Genomic DNA, 21273 nt, shown 5'->3' on the forward strand with positions numbered 1-21273 from the left:
CAAGTGTATTAGTATGATATATATAAATACAATCATTCAAAAAAAATAAAGACTCTAACGTATTAGTAAGTAGTTAATATGTTGGAGTCTTTTTTATTTTCTTCTTATATACCTTCAAGTATTAAAGTTACCTCATTATTTAGTATCCATGGCTAATTAGACGCTGCGGTTGCAACTTGATTCAACGAATAATCAAAAATCCACTGATTAAAGTTTCACTTTATTTCAAAGAGAAAAAAGTCGAATTTTATATGTAAGAAAAAAAGAGGAATTTGACAGAAAAGATAGAAAATTTTAAAGGTCAGAATTTGTTAGCTTGCTAACTAATTTCTATTTATTTATGTTGGAAGCGTTTTCGGTTGGTTTTAAGTATGGACCATTTAATCTATTTACAGGGGGATGAAGATATTATGAAACAAAAATCTATGGATACGCTAGCTGCACAAATGGAGGACTTTTTTCCAGTACGTGATGTAGATCATTTGGAATTTTACGTAGGGAATGCAAAGCAATCGAGTTATTATCTTGCGAGAGCGTTCGGATTCAAAATTGTGGCTTACTCTGGATTAGAAACTGGAAACCGTGAAAAGGTATCTTATGTTCTTGTGCAAAAAAATATGCGTTTCGTTGTGTCTGGAGCTTTAAGTAGTGAAAATCGTATTGCAGAGTTTGTAAAGACTCATGGTGATGGCGTGAAGGATGTGGCACTACTTGTTGATGATGTTGATAAAGCATACTCAGAAGCAGTGAAACGTGGTGCCGTCGCAATTGCTCCACCAGAGGAATTAACAGATGAGGACGGTACATTGAAAAAAGCAGTTATTGGTACGTATGGTGATACAATTCATACGCTTGTAGAGCGTAAAAATTATAAAGGGGCATTTATGCCAGGATTCCAAAAGGTAGAGTTTAATATTCCATTTGAAGAGTCTGGTTTAATTGCTGTCGATCATGTAGTTGGTAATGTTGAAAAAATGGAAGAGTGGGTTAGTTATTACGAGAATGTCATGGGCTTTAAACAAATGATTCATTTTGATGATGACGATATTAGTACAGAGTATTCGGCGTTAATGTCGAAAGTTATGACGAATGGAAGCCGTATTAAGTTTCCGATTAACGAACCAGCAGACGGAAAGAGAAAGTCACAAATTCAAGAGTATCTAGAATTCTATAATGGAGCTGGTGTACAGCATCTTGCTTTATTAACAAGTGATATTGTTAAAACAGTTGAAGCGCTTCGTGCAAATGGGGTGGAGTTTTTAGATACACCTGATACTTATTATGATGAGTTAACTGCACGAGTTGGAAAAATCGATGAAGAAATTGATAAGCTAAAAGAATTAAAGATCTTAGTAGATCGTGATGATGAAGGTTACTTACTACAAATCTTTACGAAACCAATTGTAGATCGCCCGACTTTATTTATTGAAATCATTCAACGTAAAGGTTCTCGTGGATTTGGTGAAGGAAACTTTAAAGCGTTATTCGAATCAATTGAAAGAGAACAAGAGCGTCGCGGAAACTTATAAGATTTGTATCCACCAGCAAAAGTCCCTTTGCTGGTGGAAATTTCATTTTTATAAGGAGGAATCAGGATGAAATTTGTTACATTTCGTCTTCCTTCAAAAGAAATACGGGCTGGATGGCTTGAAGGTGACAAAGTAATAGATATGAATCTTGCTAGTGAAGGGAGAATCCCTTCTTCTATGATGGCTTTTTTAGAGAAAGCTGATGAGTATGTAGAAGTAGTGAGGAATGTTAAGAATCCAAATAAGGGTATATATGCTTTAGAAGAAGTACAATTGACAGCTGCTCTTCCTAATCCGAGTAGTATTCGAGATTTTTACGCATTTGAACAACATGTAAAAACAGCTCGCGGACGAAGAGGACTAGATGTTGTGCCTGAATGGTATGATATTCCGGTCTTTTATTTTACTAATCATCGTGCTGTAATTGGTTCCGGTGATTTTGTAATTGGTCCGAAAAAGTCTAAAAAGCTTGATTACGAGTTGGAGATCGCTTGCGTAATAGGAAAAGAAGGGCGAAATATTTCTCGTGAGCAAGCAGAGGAATATATTTTTGGTTATTGTATTATGAACGACTGGAGTGCGAGAGACTTACAAGCAACAGAAATGAAAGTAGGTCTCGGTCCAGCGAAAGGAAAGGACTTTGCAACTTCGTTAGGAGCACATCTTGTTACGAAAGAGGAATTAGATGTTTATCGTAATGGTGATCGATATGATTTAGAAATGACTGCTCATGTAAATGGAAAACTATTATCAAAGGGAAACTTCCAAGATATTTACTATACATTTGCTGAAATGATTGAACGTGCTTCAGAGGACGTTACGTTATATCCAGGAGATGTGATTGGTTCTGGGACAGTAGGAACAGGCTGTATTTTAGAACTTGGTACAGAAGAGTGGCTACAAGATGGAGATGTTGTAGAGCTGTCGATTACTGGTTTAGGTACACTACGTAATACGATCAAAAAAGAAAAGGAAGCGAGTGATGGGCATGTTTTATCGTCACATGGGAGAACTACCTCATAAACGACATGTACAATTTCGTAAAAAAGATGGATCGCTTTATCGTGAACAGGTAATGGGAACAAAAGGTTTTTCTGGTACGCAGTCTATTTTGTATCATCACTATATGCCAACAGAAGTAGGTCATTCTGCATTATCGCATTCTTGTCAGTTGCAGTATGAAGAGGATGTTGCTCTTTCTCATCGCCACTTCCGAACGAAAGAAAATAAAAAAAGTGGTGATGCAATAAGTGGACGAAATTTCATACTTGGAAATGAAGATTTGTTAATTGGAGTAGTGAGCCCAACAGAAAAAATGGATTATTTCTATCGTAATGGTGATGGCGATGAAATGTTATTTGTTCATTATGGAACAGGGAAAATTGAAACGATGTTTGGAACGATTCACTATAGAAAAGGCGACTATGTAACGATCCCAATTGGAACGATTTATCGTGTTATTCCAGATGAAGGAGAGACTAAGTTTCTTGTTGTAGAGGCGAATAGCCAAATTACAACGCCGCGTCGTTATCGAAATGAATACGGACAATTGTTAGAGCATAGTCCGTTTTGTGAAAGAGATCTTCGTGGTCCAGAAAAATTAGAGACCTATGATGAAAAAGGCGATTTTGTCGTAATGACAAAATCAAGAGGTTATATGCACAAACATGTTTTAGGACACCACCCGTTAGATGTTGTTGGATGGGATGGCTATTTGTATCCGTGGGTATTTAATGTAGAGGATTTTGAACCAATTACAGGGCGCATTCATCAGCCGCCGCCAGTACATCAAACATTTGAAGGGCATAATTTTGTTATTTGCTCTTTCGTACCACGTTTATACGATTATCATCCAGAGTCAATTCCGGCACCATATTATCATAGTAATGTTAATAGTGATGAAGTTCTTTACTATGTAGAAGGAAACTTTATGAGTCGCAAAGGTGTGGAAGAAGGTTCTATTACACTTCATCCGAGCGGGATTCCCCATGGGCCGCATCCGGGGAAAACAGAGGCAAGTATAGGGAAGAAAGAGACACTTGAATTAGCTGTTATGATAGACACATTCCGTCCGCTTCGTATTGTAAAACAAGCACATGAAACAGAAGATGAAAAGTATATGTATAGCTGGATTGAACAAGGTTCATATACTGTGAAATAAGTAAAAAAAGCATGCTCTCAATAAGGGAGCATGCCTTTTTTTGTGGAATCGACATGTATAATAATACCAAAAAGAGTTGTCGAAAGATATATAGAAAGAATGATAAGGATAGTGCATATTCAGAAGAATTTCTACTTGTTTCGACAAAAGTATTGACTAGGAAAAGCGTAATGAGTAAAATAAAAAAGCGAATTAAAAATTTTCAGAAAATTTAAAACTTGGAGGAGTGAAAGATGAAGCAAATTTTTCAAAAGAAGCCAATTGCAAAGTTAATGCAAGAAAGTAAGCAAAAAACGTTAGCAAGAACATTGGGCGCGCTAGATTTAACTATGCTTGGAATCGGAGCAATTGTTGGAACTGGTATTTTTGTTCTAACGGGTGTTGTGGCAGCGAAACATTCTGGGCCAGCTATTATATTATCGTTTGCGATTGCCGCGCTAGCTTGTGCCTTTGCTGCATTTTGTTATGCTGAATTTGCTTCTTCAGTTCCTGTATCGGGCAGTGTGTATACGTATACATACGCGACGATGGGAGAAGTATTCGCATTTTTAATTGGCTGGGATCTAATGCTTGAATATTTACTTGCTACATCTGCTGTAGCAAACGGTTGGTCTGCATATTTTCAATCTTTATTAAAGGGGTTTGGAATTCACATTCCGACTATTCTCTCCTCGGCTCCTGGTACAGGAAAGGGTGGAATAATTGATCTACCTGCAGTTCTAATTATTTTAGTGATGACAGTTCTTTTATCTAGGGGTGTTCGTGAAAGTGCACGAGTAAATAACATTATGGTATTTATTAAAATAGCAGTTGTTCTTATTTTTATCTTTGCTGGTTTTAATTATGTGAAACCTGAAAACTGGACGCCTTTTATGCCGTTTGGTTTAGATGGTGTAATGGCTGGAGCGGCTACAGTATTCTTCGCATTTATAGGATTTGATGCAGTTTCAACAGCGGCAGAAGAAGTGAAACGTCCGCAACGTGATTTACCAATTGGTATTATTGCATCGTTATTAATTTGTACAGTTCTTTATATCGTTGTTTCGCTTATTTTGACAGGAATTGTTCCATACGGACAGTTAAATATATCAGATCCAGTTGCTTTTGCACTTCAATTTATTGGACAAGATGGCTTAGCTGGAGTAATTTCAGTAGGAGCAATTACAGGAATTACAACAGTAATGCTAGTTATGATGTATGGACAAGTTCGTGTTTCTTATGCGATGAGCCGAGATGGTTTACTGCCGAAGCGTCTTGCTAAAGTTCATCCGAAATTTAAAACGCCATTTTTAAATACATGGACAACGGGAATTATTGCGGCACTGATTTCAGGATTAATAGATTTAAATGTTTTAGCACATCTTGTAAACATGGGGACATTGTCAGCATTTGCACTCGTAGCTGTTGCGGTAATTGTAATGAGAAGAACCCATCCAGACTTACCAAGGGCATTTAAGGCTCCGCTTGTACCATTTTTACCAGCATTAACAGTGATTTTCTGTTTATACTTAATGCTTCAATTATCGGGGACAGCATGGATTAGTTTTGGGATATGGATGGTTATTGGTATAGCGGTTTACTTCTTATATAGCCGAAAACATAGTGCTTTAAATAATAGTAAAAAAGAAGAAGATGTTGCGAATTTATAAGCGAAAAAAATCCATTCTAATTCTGTTAGAATGGATTTTTATATTTGAAAATTTACATTTTTCTGAACTTATTATAAGATAATTGTTGGCTAACTAAAGGGGTGAAATGATGAAAAATACGTGGCGTGAGTTAAGGGAGATGGACCGTAACGTATGGATTCGATTTATTGGAGAGACGTTAAATGGAATTGCAATGATGATGTTAATGCCTTTTTTTGCATTATATTTAAAAGATAAGGTAGATTCGTTGTTGGAAGTTGGGGTTATTATGGCGCTTTCTCCAATTGCTGCAAGCTTTGGATCACTTATAGGAGGAAGAATTGCTGACATATATGGAAGAAAACCGATTATGATATTTTCTATGGCAAGTAATGCATTATTAATGCTCGGTTTTCTATTTATAGAAGGGTTTATTCCATATGCAATTTTATCTATTTTTTTAGGGTTGAGTAATTCTTTATTTCACCCAGCTGCATCAGCTATGGTCGCAGATGTAACGGCACCAGAAAAAAGAACAGAGGCATATGGTTTATTACGAATGGGACACAATATAGGTGCTGCGATTGGTCCGATAATGGGAGCATCAGTAGTTGTGTTGTCAAAGAATCTTGTGTTTATTATTGCCTCTTCTACAATGCTATTTTATGCGTTACTTGTATTACTTCTTATTCAAGAGACGATGCCAAAGAGGATAGATAAGGAAGAACATAAAGAAAAGGAATCTGGGGCAGTTTGGAAAATTGTAATGCGAGATAAGGCATTAATGATTTACTTATTAGCAGGTATTATCATTTCGATGGGTTTTTCTCAAACCGAAGGCATGTTGCCACTACATTTTGATAATGAAATGAAGCGTATTTTTGGAACGAATAATCCATATCCATATTTAATGGCGTTAAACGGACTATTAGTTGTTTTATTCCAATTTCAAATTTCAAAATGGGCTACGGATAAACCAGTCGGGAAGACGATGTTATATGGTGCATGTTTGTTCGGGATTGGATTATTTTTTATAGGGTGGTTACCGAAGTGGTTTGGAGAGTTTAATACAAATGCTACAGTTATTTTAATAACACTACTGTTCGTTTATGCTATATATACGTTAGGTGAGATGATTATGTCGCCTGTACAGATGACATTTGTAGCAAATTTGGCCCCTGAGCATTTGAGAGGGACTTATATGGGCGCTGCAAGTTTGCAGTGGATTACAGGAAGCGCATTTGGTCCACTTTTGGGGGGGTTTTTATTAGATCGATTACTTGGCCACTTTCTATTTACAATTTTAGCTGTAGGATGTGTAGTTGCAGGTATTGTATATATTTCTTTAGATCGCCTTGTTGAGCAAAGGCAAAAAGATACACTAACCAAACAATCTTCTTAGTAAATAGGTGACATACACAAAAAAGGGGATTTCTACATATTTTAGGTACATAACTAGATAGGATTACCATTTCATTTTAAAATTCACCTTTGTATAGTAGTGGAATAGAAAAAGTGTAGAAAACCAATAAGTGGTGTCATTTAATTATTTGTGGAAGTTACATTTTATTTCAAATAGGAACTACCTATTTTTATAAAAAGTGCTAAAATAGAAAAATGAAAACAATTGGTTAGGGTGATTTCAGTGACAAAAATTAAATTAGGTTTATTATATGGTGGAAAATCAGCTGAGCATCAAGTTTCGTTACAGACGGCTCTTGCTGCTATTAAAGCGTTAAATCAAGATAAATTCGAGATTCATCCAATTTATATTACAGAACAAGGTCAATGGGTACGTGGTGAGCGTATTGAAGGCGAAGTAACAGATGTTGAAGCTTTAAAAATGAGTAGTGCAGAAAATGCGATTTCTCCGTTATCATTAAGTACAGAGATTATTCCATCTGCAGCTTCTGAGGAAAACGCTATTGACGTTATTTTCCCATTACTACATGGACCAAACGGTGAAGATGGAACGGTTCAAGGACTATTAGAATTGATGAATATTCCTTATGTAGGAAATGGTGTTCTAGCATCATCTGCTGGTATGGATAAAGTTGTTATGAAAAACATCTTTGCAGAGGCTGGTTTAAAACAAGCAAAATATGCGTCTTTCATTCGCAGTGCATGGGAAAAAAATCGTGAGGAAGCTTATTCTAAAGTAGAAGATAAGTTAGGATATCCTTGTTTCGTAAAACCAGCAAACCTTGGTTCAAGTGTTGGTATTAATAAGTGTAAAAATCGTGAAGAACTTGAGAATGCATTTGTAGAGGCATTCCAATTTGATCGCAAAATTATTGTAGAAGAAAATATTGTAGGTCGTGAAGTAGAAGTGGGGGTACTAGGTAATGATGAGCCGAAATGTTCAGTTGTAGGTGAAATCGTTCCGAAAAAGGACTTCTATGATTATAAGTCGAAATATATCGATGGTGATACGGCGTTAATTATTCCAGCTGAAATGACAGAAGAAGAATCTGATGTGATTAAGCGTGATGCAATTATTGCGTTCCAATCATTAGATGGTGCAGGCTTAACGCGAGCTGATTTCTTCTTAACGAAAGACGGAGAAGTGTATATTAACGAAGTAAACACTATGCCAGGATTTACACCGTTTAGTATGTTCCCTCTATTATGGCAACATACTGGGTTACCGTATCCAGAGTTAATCGAAGAGCTAATTCGTTTAGCGATTGAACGTCACGAAGAAAAACAAAAAATTAAATATACAATCTAACAAAAAAAGGAGGAAGCACTATTCGTAGGAATAGTGCTTCCTCTATGTAAGGAGCGTTTCTATATGATAAAGCGAATGTTAAAGCAAGTAGAACAGATGGTAAATGGTACTGGATTAGCAGAGCAATATGAGGGAACTATTATTCAAGGCGTGTCTATTGATACGAGAAAAATTGAAAAAGGAAACTTATATGTTCCGATTCAAGGGGAGCGTTTCGATGGACATGCTTTTGTAGATAAAGCAGTTGAAAATGGAGCTGTAGCTACATTATGGATGAAAGATGTAGCAAATCCACCCGAGAATCTTCCGGTTATTTTTGTAGAAGATACGCTATCTGCACTGCAAATGTTAGCGAAAAACTATCGCGATCAATTGGATGTTAAAGTTGTTGGTGTGACAGGTAGTAACGGTAAAACATCCACGAAAGATATTGTGACAAGTATTCTCGCGACTAAGTTCAAAGTTCAAAAAACAGAAGGAAATTTCAATAACCATATTGGGTTACCTCTCACTATTTTAAACTTAGAAGAAAATACAGAAGTAGCTGTATTAGAAATGGGTATGTCAAGCCGAGGAGAGATTGAATTTTTATCTAAGTTAGCTCGTCCTAATGCAGCTATCATTACGAATATTGGTGAGGCACATTTAATGGATTTAGGATCTCGTGAGGCAATTGCTGAAGCGAAATTAGAAATTGTTACAGGGTTACAAGAAGGTGGCTTGTTCGTATATAATGGAGATGAGCCGTTATTAACGAATCGTGTTCCTGAAATGAATTTAGCAGCAGAAACAGTTACGTTTGGTGATGCAAGAGCCAACGATTACTATCCAACGACTGTAACATTACAGGCAACTGGGACACATTTTAAAATGAATAGAGATGAAAATATTTCATTCTACCTACCGGTGTTAGGAAAACATAATGTGTACAATACACTTGCTTCAATGGCAATTGCGACACATTTTGGGGTGACGTGGGAAGAAATGAAACAAGGTTTAGTAACACTTCAAATGACGGGCATGCGTATGGAGATTGTAAAAACGGATAGTGGATTAACAATTATCAACGATGCTTATAATGCAAGTCCGACGGCTATGGAGGCAGCATTCCATTTAATGAATGGTTTAGATGGATTTACTAAAAAAATCGTTGTGCTCGGTGATATGTTAGAACTTGGAAATCAAGAAGTGCAGTTCCATTATGAGGTAGGTAAATTAATCGATCCAGCAAAAATCGCACATGTATTCACATACGGTAGATTAGGAGCTCAAATTGCTGAAGGAGCGAAAATTAATTTCCCTAATGAACGTGTAAAGGCGTATGATAATAAAGAAGAGTTAGTAAGAGATTTAGAAGCAGTAGTCGATGCGAAAGATGTCGTATTAATAAAAGCATCTCGCGGTATGAAATTAGAAGAAGTAATTACGATGTTGAAATAATTGGTGTATATAAATAGGGATGATAGTCACGAAAATAGAAGAAACTTATAATAAGCGCTTACAGTAAATGATAAAAAAATAAAAGTAAAGAAAAAGGCCCTTAATATAAAATAAGGTAACAGTTGGGTTTGCTTTTTACACATACAAAACTTATAATTGATAAAGTGTAATAACGTTTAGAAGTATTTTCGTGAAGAATATACGCCCGGTTATATACGTGAGCATTCAGGAAAAGGGCTTTTCCGCAAATTCGGAAAACGCCTTTTTTTAAATGATAAGTATAGGATAGAAAAGGAGAAGTAACATTGACAACATTTCGAGAATTAGGATTAAGTGAGTCTTTACTGCAATCGGTTGAAAGTATGGGCTTTGAAGAGGCTACGCCGATTCAAGCTGAAACAATTCCACATGCATTGCAAGGTAAGGATATTATTGGGCAAGCGCAAACAGGTACAGGGAAAACAGCAGCATTCGGATTACCACTATTAGATAAAGTGGATACAAATAAAGAAGCAGTTCAAGGTATTGTTATCGCGCCAACGCGTGAATTAGCAATTCAAGTTGGAGAAGAGCTATACAAAATTGGTAAACATAAACGTGTTCGTATTCTACCAATTTATGGTGGTCAAGATATTAACCGCCAAATTCGTGCTCTAAAAAAACACCCACACATTATTGTTGGTACGCCGGGTCGTATTTTAGATCATATTAACCGTAAAACACTTCGCTTACAAAACGTAGAGACTGTTGTTCTTGATGAAGCGGATGAAATGTTAAACATGGGCTTCATTGAAGATATTGAAGCGATTTTAACAGATGTGCCAGAAACACATCAAACATTATTATTCTCAGCGACAATGCCAGATCCAATCCGTCGTATTGCTGAGCGTTTCATGACTGAGCCTCAACACATTAAAGTAAAAGCAAAAGAAGTAACAATGCCAAACATTCAGCAGTTCTATTTAGAAGTGCAAGAAAAGAAAAAGTTTGACGTGTTAACACGCTTACTAGATATTCAATCTCCAGAGCTTGCGATCGTATTCGGTCGTACAAAGCGTCGTGTTGATGAATTATCAGAAGCATTAAACTTACGTGGTTATGCAGCAGAAGGTATTCATGGTGACTTAACACAGGCGAAACGTATGTCTGTATTACGTAAATTTAAAGAAGGTGCTATTGAAGTTCTTGTTGCAACAGATGTTGCTGCACGTGGTCTTGATATTTCAGGCGTAACACACGTATACAACTTCGATATCCCACAAGATCCAGAATCATACGTTCACCGTATCGGTCGTACTGGCCGTGCAGGTAAAAAAGGTATTGCAATGTTATTTGTAACACCACGTGAATCAGGACAATTAAAAAATATCGAGCGTACAACAAAACGTAAAGTTGATCGTATGGAAGCACCGACACTTGATGAGGCATTAGAAGGTCAACAACGTTTAATCGCTGAAAAACTTCAAAGCACAATCCAAAATGAGAACTTATCATACTACAAGCGTATTGCAGAAGAAATGTTAGAAGAGAATGACTCTGTAACAGTAGTAGCTGCTGCTTTAAAAATGATGACTAAAGAGCCGGATACAACTCCGATTGCTTTAACATCAGAACCACCAGTTGTTTCAAGAGGTGGCGGTTCTAAAAAACGTGGCGGTAACGGAGGCGGATACCGTGATGGTAACCGTAATCGTAGTCGTGATGGACGCGGTGGTGGCGATGGTCGTAACCGTGATGGACGTAATCGTGACGGAAACCGTGATCGCAATCGTGATGGAAACCGTGATCGTAATCGTGATGGTGGTAGTCGTGGACGCAGAGGTGAAGGTCAAGGTCGCCCAGGATCTTCAAATGGACGCGGCGAAAGAAAACATCATAGCCGTCCACAAGCTTAATAAAAAAAGAGAATGCCCTTTGCGGGCATTCTCTTTTTTTATTTCTGTAATTGTGCATACTACATAGTAGTTATGATAGAAAAGGGGCTGTTATATGCTTGTAAGGCTTGGTTACGTTGCGATGAGTGTGCATTTGAAGAATGCATCCCCATCTCAAACGATGACGTACGCACAGTTTCAGAAAATAGATGATCGTGATGCTGCAATTCGTAAACTTGAAAGAATTGCTAATTCCAATTTGGAAAATTGTTTGCGTTTATTAAAGCATAATAAGGGACATGACATATCTTTCTTTCGGCTTAGTTCTAAGCTCATTCCTTTAGCGAATCATGAGGAATTGCTAGAGTGGAACTATATTCGTCCTTTAAAAGAAAAATTGAAAGAATTAGGTGAATATGCAATTCATATGAATATGCGAATTGATTTTCATCCGGATCATTTTGTTGTACTAAATTCACCTGAGGAGAGTGTTTTTAAACAATCTGTAAAGACATTGCAGATGCACAAAAAATTATTAAAAGGCATGGGGATTGAACATAAGCAACGATGTGTACTACATGTTGGAGGAGGGTATAAAGATAAAGAACTTGCATTAGAGCGTTTTATAGAGAATTGGTCTAATGTCCCAAGGGGTATTCAAGAAATGATTATATTAGAAAATGATGATACAACTTTTACGTTAGAGGAAACATTATATTTAGGAGAAAAATTAGATATTCCTGTCGTGTTTGATTTGCATCACCATATGATGAATAATGAGCAAGAAGATTGGTATGAAGATTGGGCACGTGTTGTTTATACGTGGGAAACATCTTTGTTGCCAGTTAAAATGCATATCTCTAGCCCTAGAGAGGGAAAAGATCCAAGAGCTCATGCAGATTATATTAATGTAGACGCATTTTTATCTTTTTTAAGAAGGATAAAGGGAAGTGTTCCGCAAATTGATTGTATGATTGAGGCGAAGATGAAGGATGAGTCTTTATTTCAATTAATGAGGGATTTAAGCGAACATGTAGATGTAGAAATTATCGATGGTGCAAGCTTTTATATTAAATAAGCTTTGCACCATCGTTTTTTTTTGTTAAAAAAGGAGTTAAAATGCCGCCGGTTATTAAACCTGTTAAATGACTGATCGGATTGGCGGAAGGATTAAAGAAAGTAAATAGCAGTAATAGAAGTATCATAATTGAGAAAATGGCAATTTCTTTTGGTTTTGAAGAGCGGTATCGATTGTACAATAAAAATAATTGTGCGCCTAATAGTCCGAAAATACCACCTGATGCACCTGCGTGAATATATTCAGGTGGCATAATAATATAAGAAGAAATATTTCCAGAAATTCCAGAAATAAAAAATAGAATAAAAAAAGAAAAGTGTCCGAGTTGCTTTTCGATAGAAGAACCAAGTGCAAACAAAAAAATACTATTAGAAAGAAAATGTTGTAAGTCTACGTGTACCAGAAGGGAAGTTATGACACGCCACCATTCTCCTTTAGCGATATATTCATTAGAGGCTGCCAGTGGGAAGAGGAAAAAGTCGCCTAATATCATCAGGACTAAGTGAATAAGAAGTAAGGTGAGAATAGTCGGTTGTAAAGAAATCTGAGTGGATCTTATTAGCATACGGTTACTATCACCCCTTTTGCATCAGAAAGATTCTCTGTTATTCTTATCAATATGAAAGAAGAAAGTTAAATAGAAGAAGGGGATTTTGAAATGATTATAGGGATTGGAATCGATATTATTGAATTAAATCGTATTGAAAAAATGCTAGATGGAAAGCTTAAATTTATGGAACGTATTTTAACAGAAAATGAACGTAATGTTGCTATGGAGCTGAAAGGAAGTCGCCTTACAGAGTTTGTAGCTGGAAGGTTTGCAGCGAAAGAGGCGTATTCAAAAGCTGTAGGTACTGGTATCGGGAAAGAAGTGAGCTTTTTAGATATTGAAGTGAAAAATGATGAAAGAGGTAAGCCGATTCTGATTACAAGTACAGAGTATATTGTTCATTTATCAATTAGTCATAGTAAGGAATTTGCTGTTGCTCAAGTTGTTTTAGAAAGCTCGTCACGCTAGTCTGCATATTTTATATCTTTGTCTCATATATTTGAGGTAGCGATAAGGAAGGTACATCTTCCATTCATTTATAGGGGCAAAGGGGCTGAAGTGATGAAAAGGCGTCTGTTTTTAGTTCTTGTCGGTTTGTTGACCGTTTTTGTGTTGGCGGGTTGTGTGGAAAAGAAACAAGATGATGTCGTGAGAGATTTAGAAGCGAAAGTAAAAGGGATGAAAAGTTATCAAGCTGAAGCGAAATTATCTATTAAAACAGGAAATGAGCCTCAGGAGTATAATGTAGAGATTTGGCATAAAGAACCGTCTTTTTATCGTGTGAATTTAAAGAATGCAAAAAAAGATCAGAGCCAAATCATTTTAAGAAATGAAGAAGGTGTATTTGTATTAACGCCAGCACTTAATAAGAGCTTCCGTTTTCAAAGTGATTGGCCGCAAAATAGCAGCCAGGCTTATTTATATGAATCACTTGTAAGAGATATTTTGCAGGATAAGAAAAACCTTACTTTCGAGAAAACAGATAAGTATTATATTTTTAAAACAAAAACAAACTATCAACATCAAAATATGTTGCCGAAACAAGAGATTACACTGAAGAAGAGCGATTTGACTCCAGTTTCAGTGAAGTTAATGGATAATGATCAAAATGTTCTTGTAAAAGTAGATTTCTCTAAGGTAAAATTCGATGCGAAATTTGATAAAGGTGCATTTGATACGAAACAAAATATGTCTAGAGCGCAGGTAGATGTTCAAACAACAGCGAAAGAAGACAAACCGTTTGCTACTTTGTATCCGCTTGATACACCACAAGGTATGACTCTGCAAGATGAAAAAGAGTTGAAGACAGACAGTGGCAAGCGTGCGATACTCACATACACTGGAAATAAGAAATCCTTTACTTTAATACAAGAAAAGGCAAAAGTTGCAGAGGCTTCATCAGCGGTAAGTGTAAGTGGAGAACCGGTTGATCTTGGGTTTACGATTGGTGCGTTGACGAAAGACTCTGTAACGTGGTCGCATAACGGAGTAGAATATATGCTCGTGTCTAAAGGTTTAGAGCCGAAGGAGCTGTTAATGGTTGCTCGTTCAGTTACAGCGAAGCAGGTGAAGTAAACTTCTTAGACGTGGTGATATATGTGCACCACGTCTTTTCTTAGTTTGAAGGTGGATTTCATAAAAGAAGCATATAAAAGAATAAGCTTCGCATATCGTGTATAAGGAAGTGTATTTATGGAAGAAGCACCATTTTATCGTGACACGTGGGTGGAAGTGGATTTAGATGCCATTTATAACAACGTTACACATATTAAAGAGTTCATCCCAAGTGATGTAGAGATTTTTGCTGTAGTTAAAGCGAACGCATATGGACACGATTATGTACCGGTTGCTAAAACGGCATTAGAAGCGGGTGCAACAAGGTTAGCTGTTGCTTTTTTAGATGAAGCTCTAGTGCTTCGGAGGGCCGGTATTACTGTGCCGATTTTAGTGTTAGGTCCCTCGCCGCCGCGTGATGTAAATGTAGCTGCTGAAAATGATGTAGCGCTAACTGTTTTTCAAAAAGAATGGGTGGACGAAGCAATTAAACTTTGGGATGGTTCATCTGTAATGAAATTTCATATTAATTTTGATAGTGGTATGGGGAGAATTGGAATACGTGAAAGAAAAGAGCTGAAAGAATTTTTAAGGAGTTTAGAAGGTGCACCGTTTTTAGAGTTAGAAGGAGTATACACGCATTTTGCAACGGCAGATGAGGTTGAGACTTCGTATTTTGATAAGCAATATAACACGTTCTTAGAGCAGTTAAGTTGGTTGAAAGAATTCGGAGTGGATCCTAAGTTTGTCCATACAGCTAATAGTGCTGCCACGTTACGTTTTCAAGGGATTACATTTAATGCAGTGCGAATTGGGATTGCAATGTATGGATTATCTCCTTCTGTAGAAATACGTCCTTTTTTACCATTTGAATTAGAACCGGCGCTATCACTGCATACGAAAGTAGCTCATATTAAACAGGTGATTAAAGGTGATGGAATTAGTTATAACGTCACTTATCGAACGAAAACTGAAGAATGGATCGCGACTGTAGCGATTGGTTATGCAGATGGATGGCTTAGAAGATTACAAGGATTTGAAGTGCTTATAAATGGTAAAAGGGTACCGATTGTAGGGCGAGTAACAATGGATCAGTTCATGATTCATCTTCCTTGTGAAGTGCCGCTTGGTACGAAAGTTACGCTTATTGGAAGGCAGGGAGATGAGTATATTAGCGCTACAGAGGTTGCGGAATATTCAGGGACTATTAATTATGAAATTATTGCAACGATCAGTTTCCGTGTGCCAAGAATATTTATACGGAATGGTAAGGTTGTAGAGATAATTAATTACTTGAACAATATATAGAAGGTAGCATGATTGCTTCTTGTCATTGGAGTGACTGTTCATTGCTGGATAATAAGCTCTTTTTGATGAGAAGCTTTTTACTTATAATCATTTTTTATATAAGTTACACGTAAGTTTTGAAGAGGAGTTCTATTGTTTTTAGTTAGTTATGAGATAAAAAATTTAAGAAGATGAATGTTTTGTTTGTGAATTGGAAAACATAAGCAAGGAATAAGGAAGTCTTTGCAACAGGCTCCATACAATGGTATTATTACAATAGGTGTCATATATATATTTGGGTGTGTAGTTGACGGTGGAGGTGTATTTTTGTGTCCGAATCAAGTGTAACTACTGAAATCGTGGTTCGGTTGCCAAAGCAAATGGTAACGGAATTGGACGGAATTGGAAAACAAGAGAATAAGAATCGCCATGAACTAATTTGCCAGGCAACACAATTGTTATTGCGTCAACATAAGACGAAGAAACGCTACCAACATGAATCAATGCGACGTGGGTATATTGAAATGGGAAAAATTAATCTTGGTATTGCATCTGAAGCTTTCTTAGCGGAGTATGAAGCAGCTCATACAGTAGAACGCTTAGTTAGCGGGGGGTAATATTTTGATTGTAAAACGCGGCGACGTGTATTTTGCAGACCTTTCCCCAGTTGTTGGTTCTGAGCAAGGAGGCGTTCGTCCGGTTCTTGTCATTCAAAATGACATCGGAAATCGTTTTAGTCCAACGGTGATTGTAGCGGCTATTACTGCACAGATTCAAAAAGCGAAATTACCCACTCATGTGGAAATTGATGCGAAAAAGTATGGTTTTGAGAGAGATTCTGTTATTTTACTTGAGCAGATTCGAACAATCGATAAGCAACGCTTAACGGACAAAATCACTCATTTAGATGAAGTGATGATGAGTCGTGTAGATGAAGCGTTACAAATTAGTTTAGGACTAATAGATTTTTAAATCGGCAGTTTAAGTTGCTCTCTTTGAAGGGCAACTTTTTTTATTATAGAGGAGGTTACGGTTGTATATGGAAATGGTAGATAATCGACAAGCGTTAATGAAAATGTTAGTGAAAGAATTAGGCTTTAGCGAAAAGCAAGTTCGTCATGTTATTCAATTAACAGAAGAAGGTAACACAGTTCCATTTATTGCTCGTTACCGAAAAGAATGGACAGGCTCTTTAGATGAGGTGCAAATTCGTGCGATTTTAGAGAGATGGCAATATATGATGCAACTTGAAGATAGGAAGGAAGAAGTTATTCGTCTTATTGGTGAGAAGGGAAAACTGACAGGAGAGCTAAGGCTGCAAATTGTTAAAGCTACAAAGTTGCAGGAAGTAGAAGATTTATATCGTCCATATAAAGAGAAAAGAAGAACGAAAGCAACGATTGCAAAAGAAAAAGGGTTAGAACCGTTAGCTGAATGGTTATTGTTATATAAGAAAGAAGATCCGGCTAAAAAGGCAGTGGAATTTATTAATGCAGAGAAAGAAGTGCAATCTGCAGAAGAAGCTTTACAAGGTGCACAAGACATTATTGCAGAAATGATTTCAGATGAAGCTACGTATCGTAGTTGGATTCGAAATATTACTTTTAGAAAAGGTATTATGTCTTCGTCTGTAAAAGGTGAAGAAAAAGATGAAAAGAATATATATGAAATGTATTACAGTTATGAAGAACCATTGCAAAAAGTAGTACCACATCGTGTATTAGCAATGAATCGCGGTGAGAAAGAAGATATATTGAGAGTTTCTGTTGTCCCACCAGTAGATGAGATATTAAATTTCTTAAATAAGAAAGTAATTCGTGATAACGATTCTAAAAGTGCGCATTATGTACAATTAGCGATTGAAGATGGTTATAAACGATTAATTCAATCTTCAATTGAAAGAGAAATTCGTAAAGAATTAACAGAAACAGCTGAAGAACAAGCGATACATATTTTCTCTGAGAACTTACGTAACTTATTATTACAACCTCCGATGAAAGGGAAAGTCGTGCTAGCGGTAGACCCGGCATATAGAACTGGTTGTAAATTATCTGTAGTAGATGATACGGGGAAAGTACTACATATTGATGTTATTTATCCGCATCCGCCTGTTCGTAAATATGATGACGCAAAAACGAAAGTTCTTTCTATTATAGATAAATATCAAGTTGAAATGATTGCAATTGGTAATGGGACAGCATCTAGAGAAACAGAGGAATTTATAGTAGATGTATTGCAAAGTGTGAAACAGGAAGTCTTTTATATTATTGTAAATGAAGCGGGTGCTAGTGTATATTCAGCTTCTGATTTAGCTCGTGAAGAATTCCCAAATTTACAAGTTGAAGAGAGAAGTGCCGTTTCTATTGGAAGACGTCTGCAAGATCCACTGGCTGAACTTGTGAAAATTGATCCTAAATCAGTTGGGGTTGGACAATACCAACATGATGTATCTCAAAAGAGATTGAATGAGTCATTAACATTTGTAGTAGAGACAGCTGTTAACCAAGTTGGGGTTAATGTAAATACGGCTTCGGTTGCATTGTTACAATATGTTTCAGGTTTATCGAAAACTGTTGCGAAAAATATTGTGGCAAAGAGAGAAGAGGATGGGAAATTCACAAAGCGCACGGAATTAAAGAAAATCCCACGTTTAGGTGCAAAGACGTACGAACAATGTATAGGTTTCTTGCGTATATTAGAAGGAGCGAATCCATTAGATCGGACAGGTATTCATCCTGAACAATATAAAAATGTTGAATTGTTATTGAAGAGTTTAGGGTTATCGATAGATGACGTAGGACAACCGCAATTACAAAAGAGATTGGAAGAAGTAGAGATTTCTAAGTTGTCTCAAGAAACGGGAGTTGGGGAGCCGACGTTAGTTGATATTATAGATGCACTCATTAGTCCAGAACGAGATATGAGGGATGAGTTGCCTAAACCACTTCTGAAAAAAGGGATTTTGAAATTAGAAGATTTAAAACGTGGTATGGAACTAGAAGGAACAGTGCGTAACGTTGTTGATTTTGGTGCTTTTGTTGATGTTGGCGTAAAGCAAGATGGTTTAGTGCATATTTCTAAGCTTAGCAAACAGTTTGTAAAGCATCCGTTAGATGTTGTATCAGTAGGACAAATTGTAAAAGTATGGGTAGATGATATTGATACAAAAAAAGGACGCGTTGCACTATCTATGTTGCCGATTGAATAGTAAGGGAAGAGAGCAGATAAAACTGCTCTTTTTTTATAGAATAAAAAGTGTAATGGATCATGAGTTTTGATGTATTTTGCTATAATAAAACCAGCATTCATTTAGCAATTTAATTTGATACCGGTTTTTTTCGAAATATGCACGTTGCATCTGTTTTTTTAGCCACGTAGGCATAGGAATCCCTCCTTGTTTAATCCTACTCTCAAAAATCTAAAGTACTATTAATGAGAGGTTGGTGAGTGGATTTCTATTCATGTTGTGTTTTTAGAAACCACGCGTCTTGAATGAGGATGGGTATATGTACTATTTAATATATGTATAAGAAGCGTGAAAAGTGTAAAAATATTTTTTTGTTTAGGAGGAATGAGAATGGACGAGAAAGAAATTCAACGGCTAGTGGAAGAAGTATCGCTACAATACTTCGGAATGCCATTTTTACATAAAGTAAAGTTCAATAGTAGGTTGCGTACAACTGGCGGGCGTTATCTGTTGAAGAGTCACAATGTTGAACTGAATTATCGATATTACGAAATGTATGGTAAGGAGGAATTAATCGGAATCATCAAACATGAACTGTGTCATTATCACTTGCATATTACAGGAAGAGGGTATAAGCACAGGGACAGAGATTTTCGTGAGTTGTTAAAGAAAGTTGATGCACCTCGTTTTTGTAGACGAATGATTAATGAAGAGAAGGAAAAAAAGATTTATAAGTATGAATGTATGGAGTGTTTACTTCAATATGTAAGAAGGCGTCAAATAAATACAAAAAGATATGTCTGCGGAAAGTGTAAAGGGAAACTCAAACCGATATCGAAAACATCTTGACAGTAAAAACGCAATCCAGTATATTATAAACATGTCACGTTTGAACAAGATGTTGTTAAAAACTTCTTGACTTACAGAAAGAAATTTTATAAGATACAAATTGTCTTCATTATTCCGCAGTAGCTCAGTGGTAGAGCTATCGGCTGTTAACCGATCGGTCGTAGGTTCGAGTCCTACCTGCGGAGCCATACAGAGAAGTACCCAAGTGGCTCAAGGGGCTCCCCTGCTAAGGGAGTAGATCGCTAACGCGGTGCGAGGGTTCGAATCCCTTCTTCTCTGCCATACATATTGGCCCGTTGGTCAAGTGGTTAAGACACCGCCCTTTCACGGCGGTAACACGGGTTCGAATCCCGTACGGGTCACCACTTCGGAGGATTAGCTCAGCTGGGAGAGCACCTGCCTTACAAGCAGGGGGTCGGCGGTTCGATCCCGTCATCCTCCACCATATGAATTTTATATGAATAGTATCATCGCGGGGTGGAGCAGTACGGTAGCTCGTCGGGCTCATAACCCGAAGGTCGCAGGTTCAAATCCTGTCCCCGCAACCAAATGGTCCCGTGGTGTAGTGGTTAACATGCCTGCCTGTCACGCAGGAGATCGCCGGTTCGACCCCGGTCGGGACCGCCATTTTAACTTCTGCTAATTGGCAGTTGTTTTTTATTGGACATTATGGTACAATAACATTTGTCTTTGAAAACAAGATATTTTTTCAGTGGGCTATAGCCAAGCGGTAAGGCAACGGACTTTGACTCCGTCATGCGCTGGTTCGAATCCAGCTAGCCCAGCCATTTACGAGCCATTAGCTCAGTTGGTAGAGCATCTGACTTTTAATCAGAGGGTCGAAGGTTCGAATCCTTCATGGCTCACTTTTTGTTTTTTCCGCGCGGTCGTGGCGGAACGGCAGACGCGCTAGGTTGAGGGCCTAGTGGGGGAAACCCCGTGGAGGTTCAAGTCCTCTCGGCCGCATCAAAAAAATCTTAAAAAAGTACTTGCATTTGAAAATGTAGTATGATAAGATAATTGAGTCGCCAAAATACAACGACGAAAAAACATCATGAATAAGCGCCCGTAGCTCAATTGGATAGAGCGTTTGACTACGGATCAAGAGGTTAGGGGTTCGACTCCTCTCGGGCGCGCCAATTACGGGAAGTGGCTCAGCTTGGTAGAGCACCTGGTTTGGGACCAGGGGGTCGCAGGTTCAAATCCTGTCTTCCCGACCACGCGGGTGTAGTTTAGTGGTAAAACAAGAGCCTTCCAAGCTCTGGTCGAGAGTTCGATTCTCTTCACCCGCTTTTAGTTCTTTGAAAACTGAACGAAACAAACAACGTGAAACGTCAATTTTTATTTTTAGATGCTAGACAAACTAACTTTATTGGAGAGTTTGATCCTGGCTCAGGATGAACGC

Annotated in this window: 18 protein-coding genes and 12 tRNA genes; 28 read left to right on the plus strand and 2 right to left on the minus strand. The window is 37.4% G+C overall.

The genetic code is table 11. The annotated features are described in order from the left end of the window. Positions 1-410: 410 nt before the first annotated feature. The 9 genes from hppD (at position 411) to uvsE (ending at position 12441) form a co-directional block, all read left to right on the plus strand. Positions 411-1529, plus strand: a complete 1119-nt coding sequence (gene hppD, locus MR167_RS23775; protein WP_000810920.1) for a 4-hydroxyphenylpyruvate dioxygenase — start codon at positions 411-413, stop codon at positions 1527-1529. Between the two features lie 66 nt (positions 1530-1595). Further along, a complete protein-coding gene (locus MR167_RS23780; RefSeq protein ID WP_000673996.1) occupies positions 1596-2552 on the plus strand; it encodes a fumarylacetoacetate hydrolase family protein in 957 nt (318 codons plus the stop codon). Further along, complete coding sequence (locus MR167_RS23785) at positions 2518-3690, plus strand: homogentisate 1,2-dioxygenase (protein WP_012614724.1); 1173 nt, start codon at positions 2518-2520, stop codon at positions 3688-3690. The genes MR167_RS23780 and MR167_RS23785 overlap by 35 nt, the downstream gene beginning before the upstream one ends. A 233-nt stretch (positions 3691-3923) precedes the next feature. Beyond that, positions 3924-5339, plus strand: a complete 1416-nt coding sequence (gene bcaP, locus MR167_RS23790) for a branched-chain amino acid transporter BcaP (RefSeq protein WP_000809361.1) — start codon at positions 3924-3926, stop codon at positions 5337-5339. Between the two features lie 109 nt (positions 5340-5448). Continuing rightward, entirely contained in the window at positions 5449-6720 is a 1272-nt protein-coding gene (locus MR167_RS23795) for an MDR family MFS transporter (protein WP_017762686.1), read from the plus strand. Positions 6721-6963: 243 nt separating this feature from the next. Beyond that, positions 6964-8049, plus strand: coding sequence for a D-alanine--D-alanine ligase (locus MR167_RS23800; RefSeq protein ID WP_000161434.1), 1086 nt, complete (start codon positions 6964-6966; stop codon positions 8047-8049). A 63-nt stretch (positions 8050-8112) separates the two neighbouring features. Next, positions 8113-9489, plus strand: coding sequence for a UDP-N-acetylmuramoyl-tripeptide--D-alanyl-D-alanine ligase (murF, locus tag MR167_RS23805; RefSeq protein ID WP_242315641.1), 1377 nt, complete (start codon positions 8113-8115; stop codon positions 9487-9489). 305 nt (positions 9490-9794) lie between these two features. Beyond that, positions 9795-11384 carry a degradosome RNA helicase CshA gene (gene cshA, locus MR167_RS23810; protein ID WP_000206602.1) on the plus strand — a complete coding sequence of 530 codons (1590 nt, stop codon included), beginning with the start codon at positions 9795-9797 and terminating at the stop codon, positions 11382-11384. Between the two features lie 94 nt (positions 11385-11478). Beyond that, positions 11479-12441 (plus strand): UV DNA damage repair endonuclease UvsE, encoded by a 963-nt coding sequence (gene uvsE, locus MR167_RS23815; protein ID WP_016078970.1) that lies wholly within the window; start codon positions 11479-11481, stop codon positions 12439-12441. Here the strand turns inward: uvsE and MR167_RS23820 are convergent. Continuing rightward, the gene (locus MR167_RS23820) at positions 12434-13006 is read right to left on the minus strand and encodes a rhomboid family intramembrane serine protease (RefSeq protein WP_016078971.1); all 573 of its coding nucleotides are present in this window, start codon (positions 13004-13006) and stop codon (positions 12434-12436) included. The genes uvsE and MR167_RS23820 overlap by 8 nt on opposite strands. A gap of 93 nt (positions 13007-13099) precedes the next feature. Between MR167_RS23820 and acpS the strand changes: the two genes are divergently transcribed. From acpS to MR167_RS23850, 6 genes are all read left to right on the plus strand, one after another. Further along, positions 13100-13459 carry a holo-ACP synthase gene (acpS, locus tag MR167_RS23825; RefSeq protein ID WP_000583417.1) on the plus strand — a complete coding sequence of 120 codons (360 nt, stop codon included), beginning with the start codon at positions 13100-13102 and terminating at the stop codon, positions 13457-13459. 156 nt (positions 13460-13615) lie between these two features. Further along, positions 13616-14566 (plus strand): LolA family protein, encoded by a 951-nt coding sequence (locus MR167_RS23830; RefSeq protein ID WP_003306148.1) that lies wholly within the window; start codon positions 13616-13618, stop codon positions 14564-14566. A gap of 117 nt (positions 14567-14683) precedes the next feature. After that, the gene (gene alr, locus MR167_RS23835) at positions 14684-15853 is read left to right on the plus strand and encodes an alanine racemase (RefSeq protein WP_000390595.1); all 1170 of its coding nucleotides are present in this window, start codon (positions 14684-14686) and stop codon (positions 15851-15853) included. A 308-nt stretch (positions 15854-16161) separates the two neighbouring features. After that, a complete protein-coding gene (locus MR167_RS23840; protein ID WP_000004570.1) occupies positions 16162-16449 on the plus strand; it encodes an antitoxin EndoAI in 288 nt (95 codons plus the stop codon). A 4-nt stretch (positions 16450-16453) separates the two neighbouring features. Further along, positions 16454-16804, plus strand: a complete 351-nt coding sequence (gene ndoA, locus MR167_RS23845; RefSeq protein WP_000635965.1) for a type II toxin-antitoxin system endoribonuclease NdoA — start codon at positions 16454-16456, stop codon at positions 16802-16804. Between the two features lie 67 nt (positions 16805-16871). Beyond that, positions 16872-19040 carry a Tex family protein gene (locus MR167_RS23850; protein ID WP_000426209.1) on the plus strand — a complete coding sequence of 723 codons (2169 nt, stop codon included), beginning with the start codon at positions 16872-16874 and terminating at the stop codon, positions 19038-19040. A gap of 57 nt (positions 19041-19097) precedes the next feature. Here the strand turns inward: MR167_RS23850 and cmpA are convergent, their stop codons facing one another. Continuing rightward, positions 19098-19214 (minus strand): cortex morphogenetic protein CmpA, encoded by a 117-nt coding sequence (gene cmpA / locus MR167_RS23855; protein ID WP_001143640.1) that lies wholly within the window; start codon positions 19212-19214, stop codon positions 19098-19100. 195 nt (positions 19215-19409) lie between these two features. Between cmpA and MR167_RS23860 the strand changes: the two genes are divergently transcribed. The 13 genes from MR167_RS23860 to MR167_RS23920 all read left to right on the plus strand — a co-directional run bounded on the left by MR167_RS23860 (position 19410) and on the right by MR167_RS23920 (position 21160). Further along, positions 19410-19868 (plus strand): SprT family protein, encoded by a 459-nt coding sequence (locus tag MR167_RS23860; protein WP_000343553.1) that lies wholly within the window; start codon positions 19410-19412, stop codon positions 19866-19868. Positions 19869-19981: 113 nt separating this feature from the next. After that, positions 19982-20056, plus strand: a tRNA-Asn gene (locus MR167_RS23865). 3 nt (positions 20057-20059) lie between these two features. After that, positions 20060-20150, plus strand: a tRNA-Ser gene (locus MR167_RS23870). 8 nt (positions 20151-20158) lie between these two features. Continuing rightward, positions 20159-20233: transfer RNA gene (locus MR167_RS23875), tRNA-Glu, on the plus strand. Between the two features lie 4 nt (positions 20234-20237). Then, positions 20238-20313: transfer RNA gene (locus tag MR167_RS23880), tRNA-Val, on the plus strand. Between the two features lie 26 nt (positions 20314-20339). Next, positions 20340-20416, plus strand: a tRNA-Met gene (locus tag MR167_RS23885). 3 nt (positions 20417-20419) lie between these two features. Beyond that, positions 20420-20495: transfer RNA gene (locus MR167_RS23890), tRNA-Asp, on the plus strand. 86 nt (positions 20496-20581) lie between these two features. Further along, positions 20582-20656: transfer RNA gene (locus MR167_RS23895), tRNA-Gln, on the plus strand. Positions 20657-20661: 5 nt separating this feature from the next. Then, a tRNA-Lys gene (locus tag MR167_RS23900) sits at positions 20662-20734 on the plus strand. 17 nt (positions 20735-20751) lie between these two features. Then, positions 20752-20834, plus strand: a tRNA-Leu gene (locus MR167_RS23905). 96 nt (positions 20835-20930) lie between these two features. Further along, positions 20931-21007 (plus strand) — tRNA-Arg (locus MR167_RS23910). A 4-nt stretch (positions 21008-21011) separates the two neighbouring features. After that, positions 21012-21088, plus strand: a tRNA-Pro gene (locus tag MR167_RS23915). A gap of 1 nt (position 21089) precedes the next feature. Then, a tRNA-Gly gene (locus MR167_RS23920) sits at positions 21090-21160 on the plus strand. Positions 21161-21273: the final 113 nt, after the last annotated feature.

Source organism: Bacillus cereus group sp. BfR-BA-01355 (genome assembly GCF_022663675.1).
Taxonomy (GTDB): Bacteria; Bacillota; Bacilli; order Bacillales; family Bacillaceae_G; genus Bacillus_A; species Bacillus_A thuringiensis_S.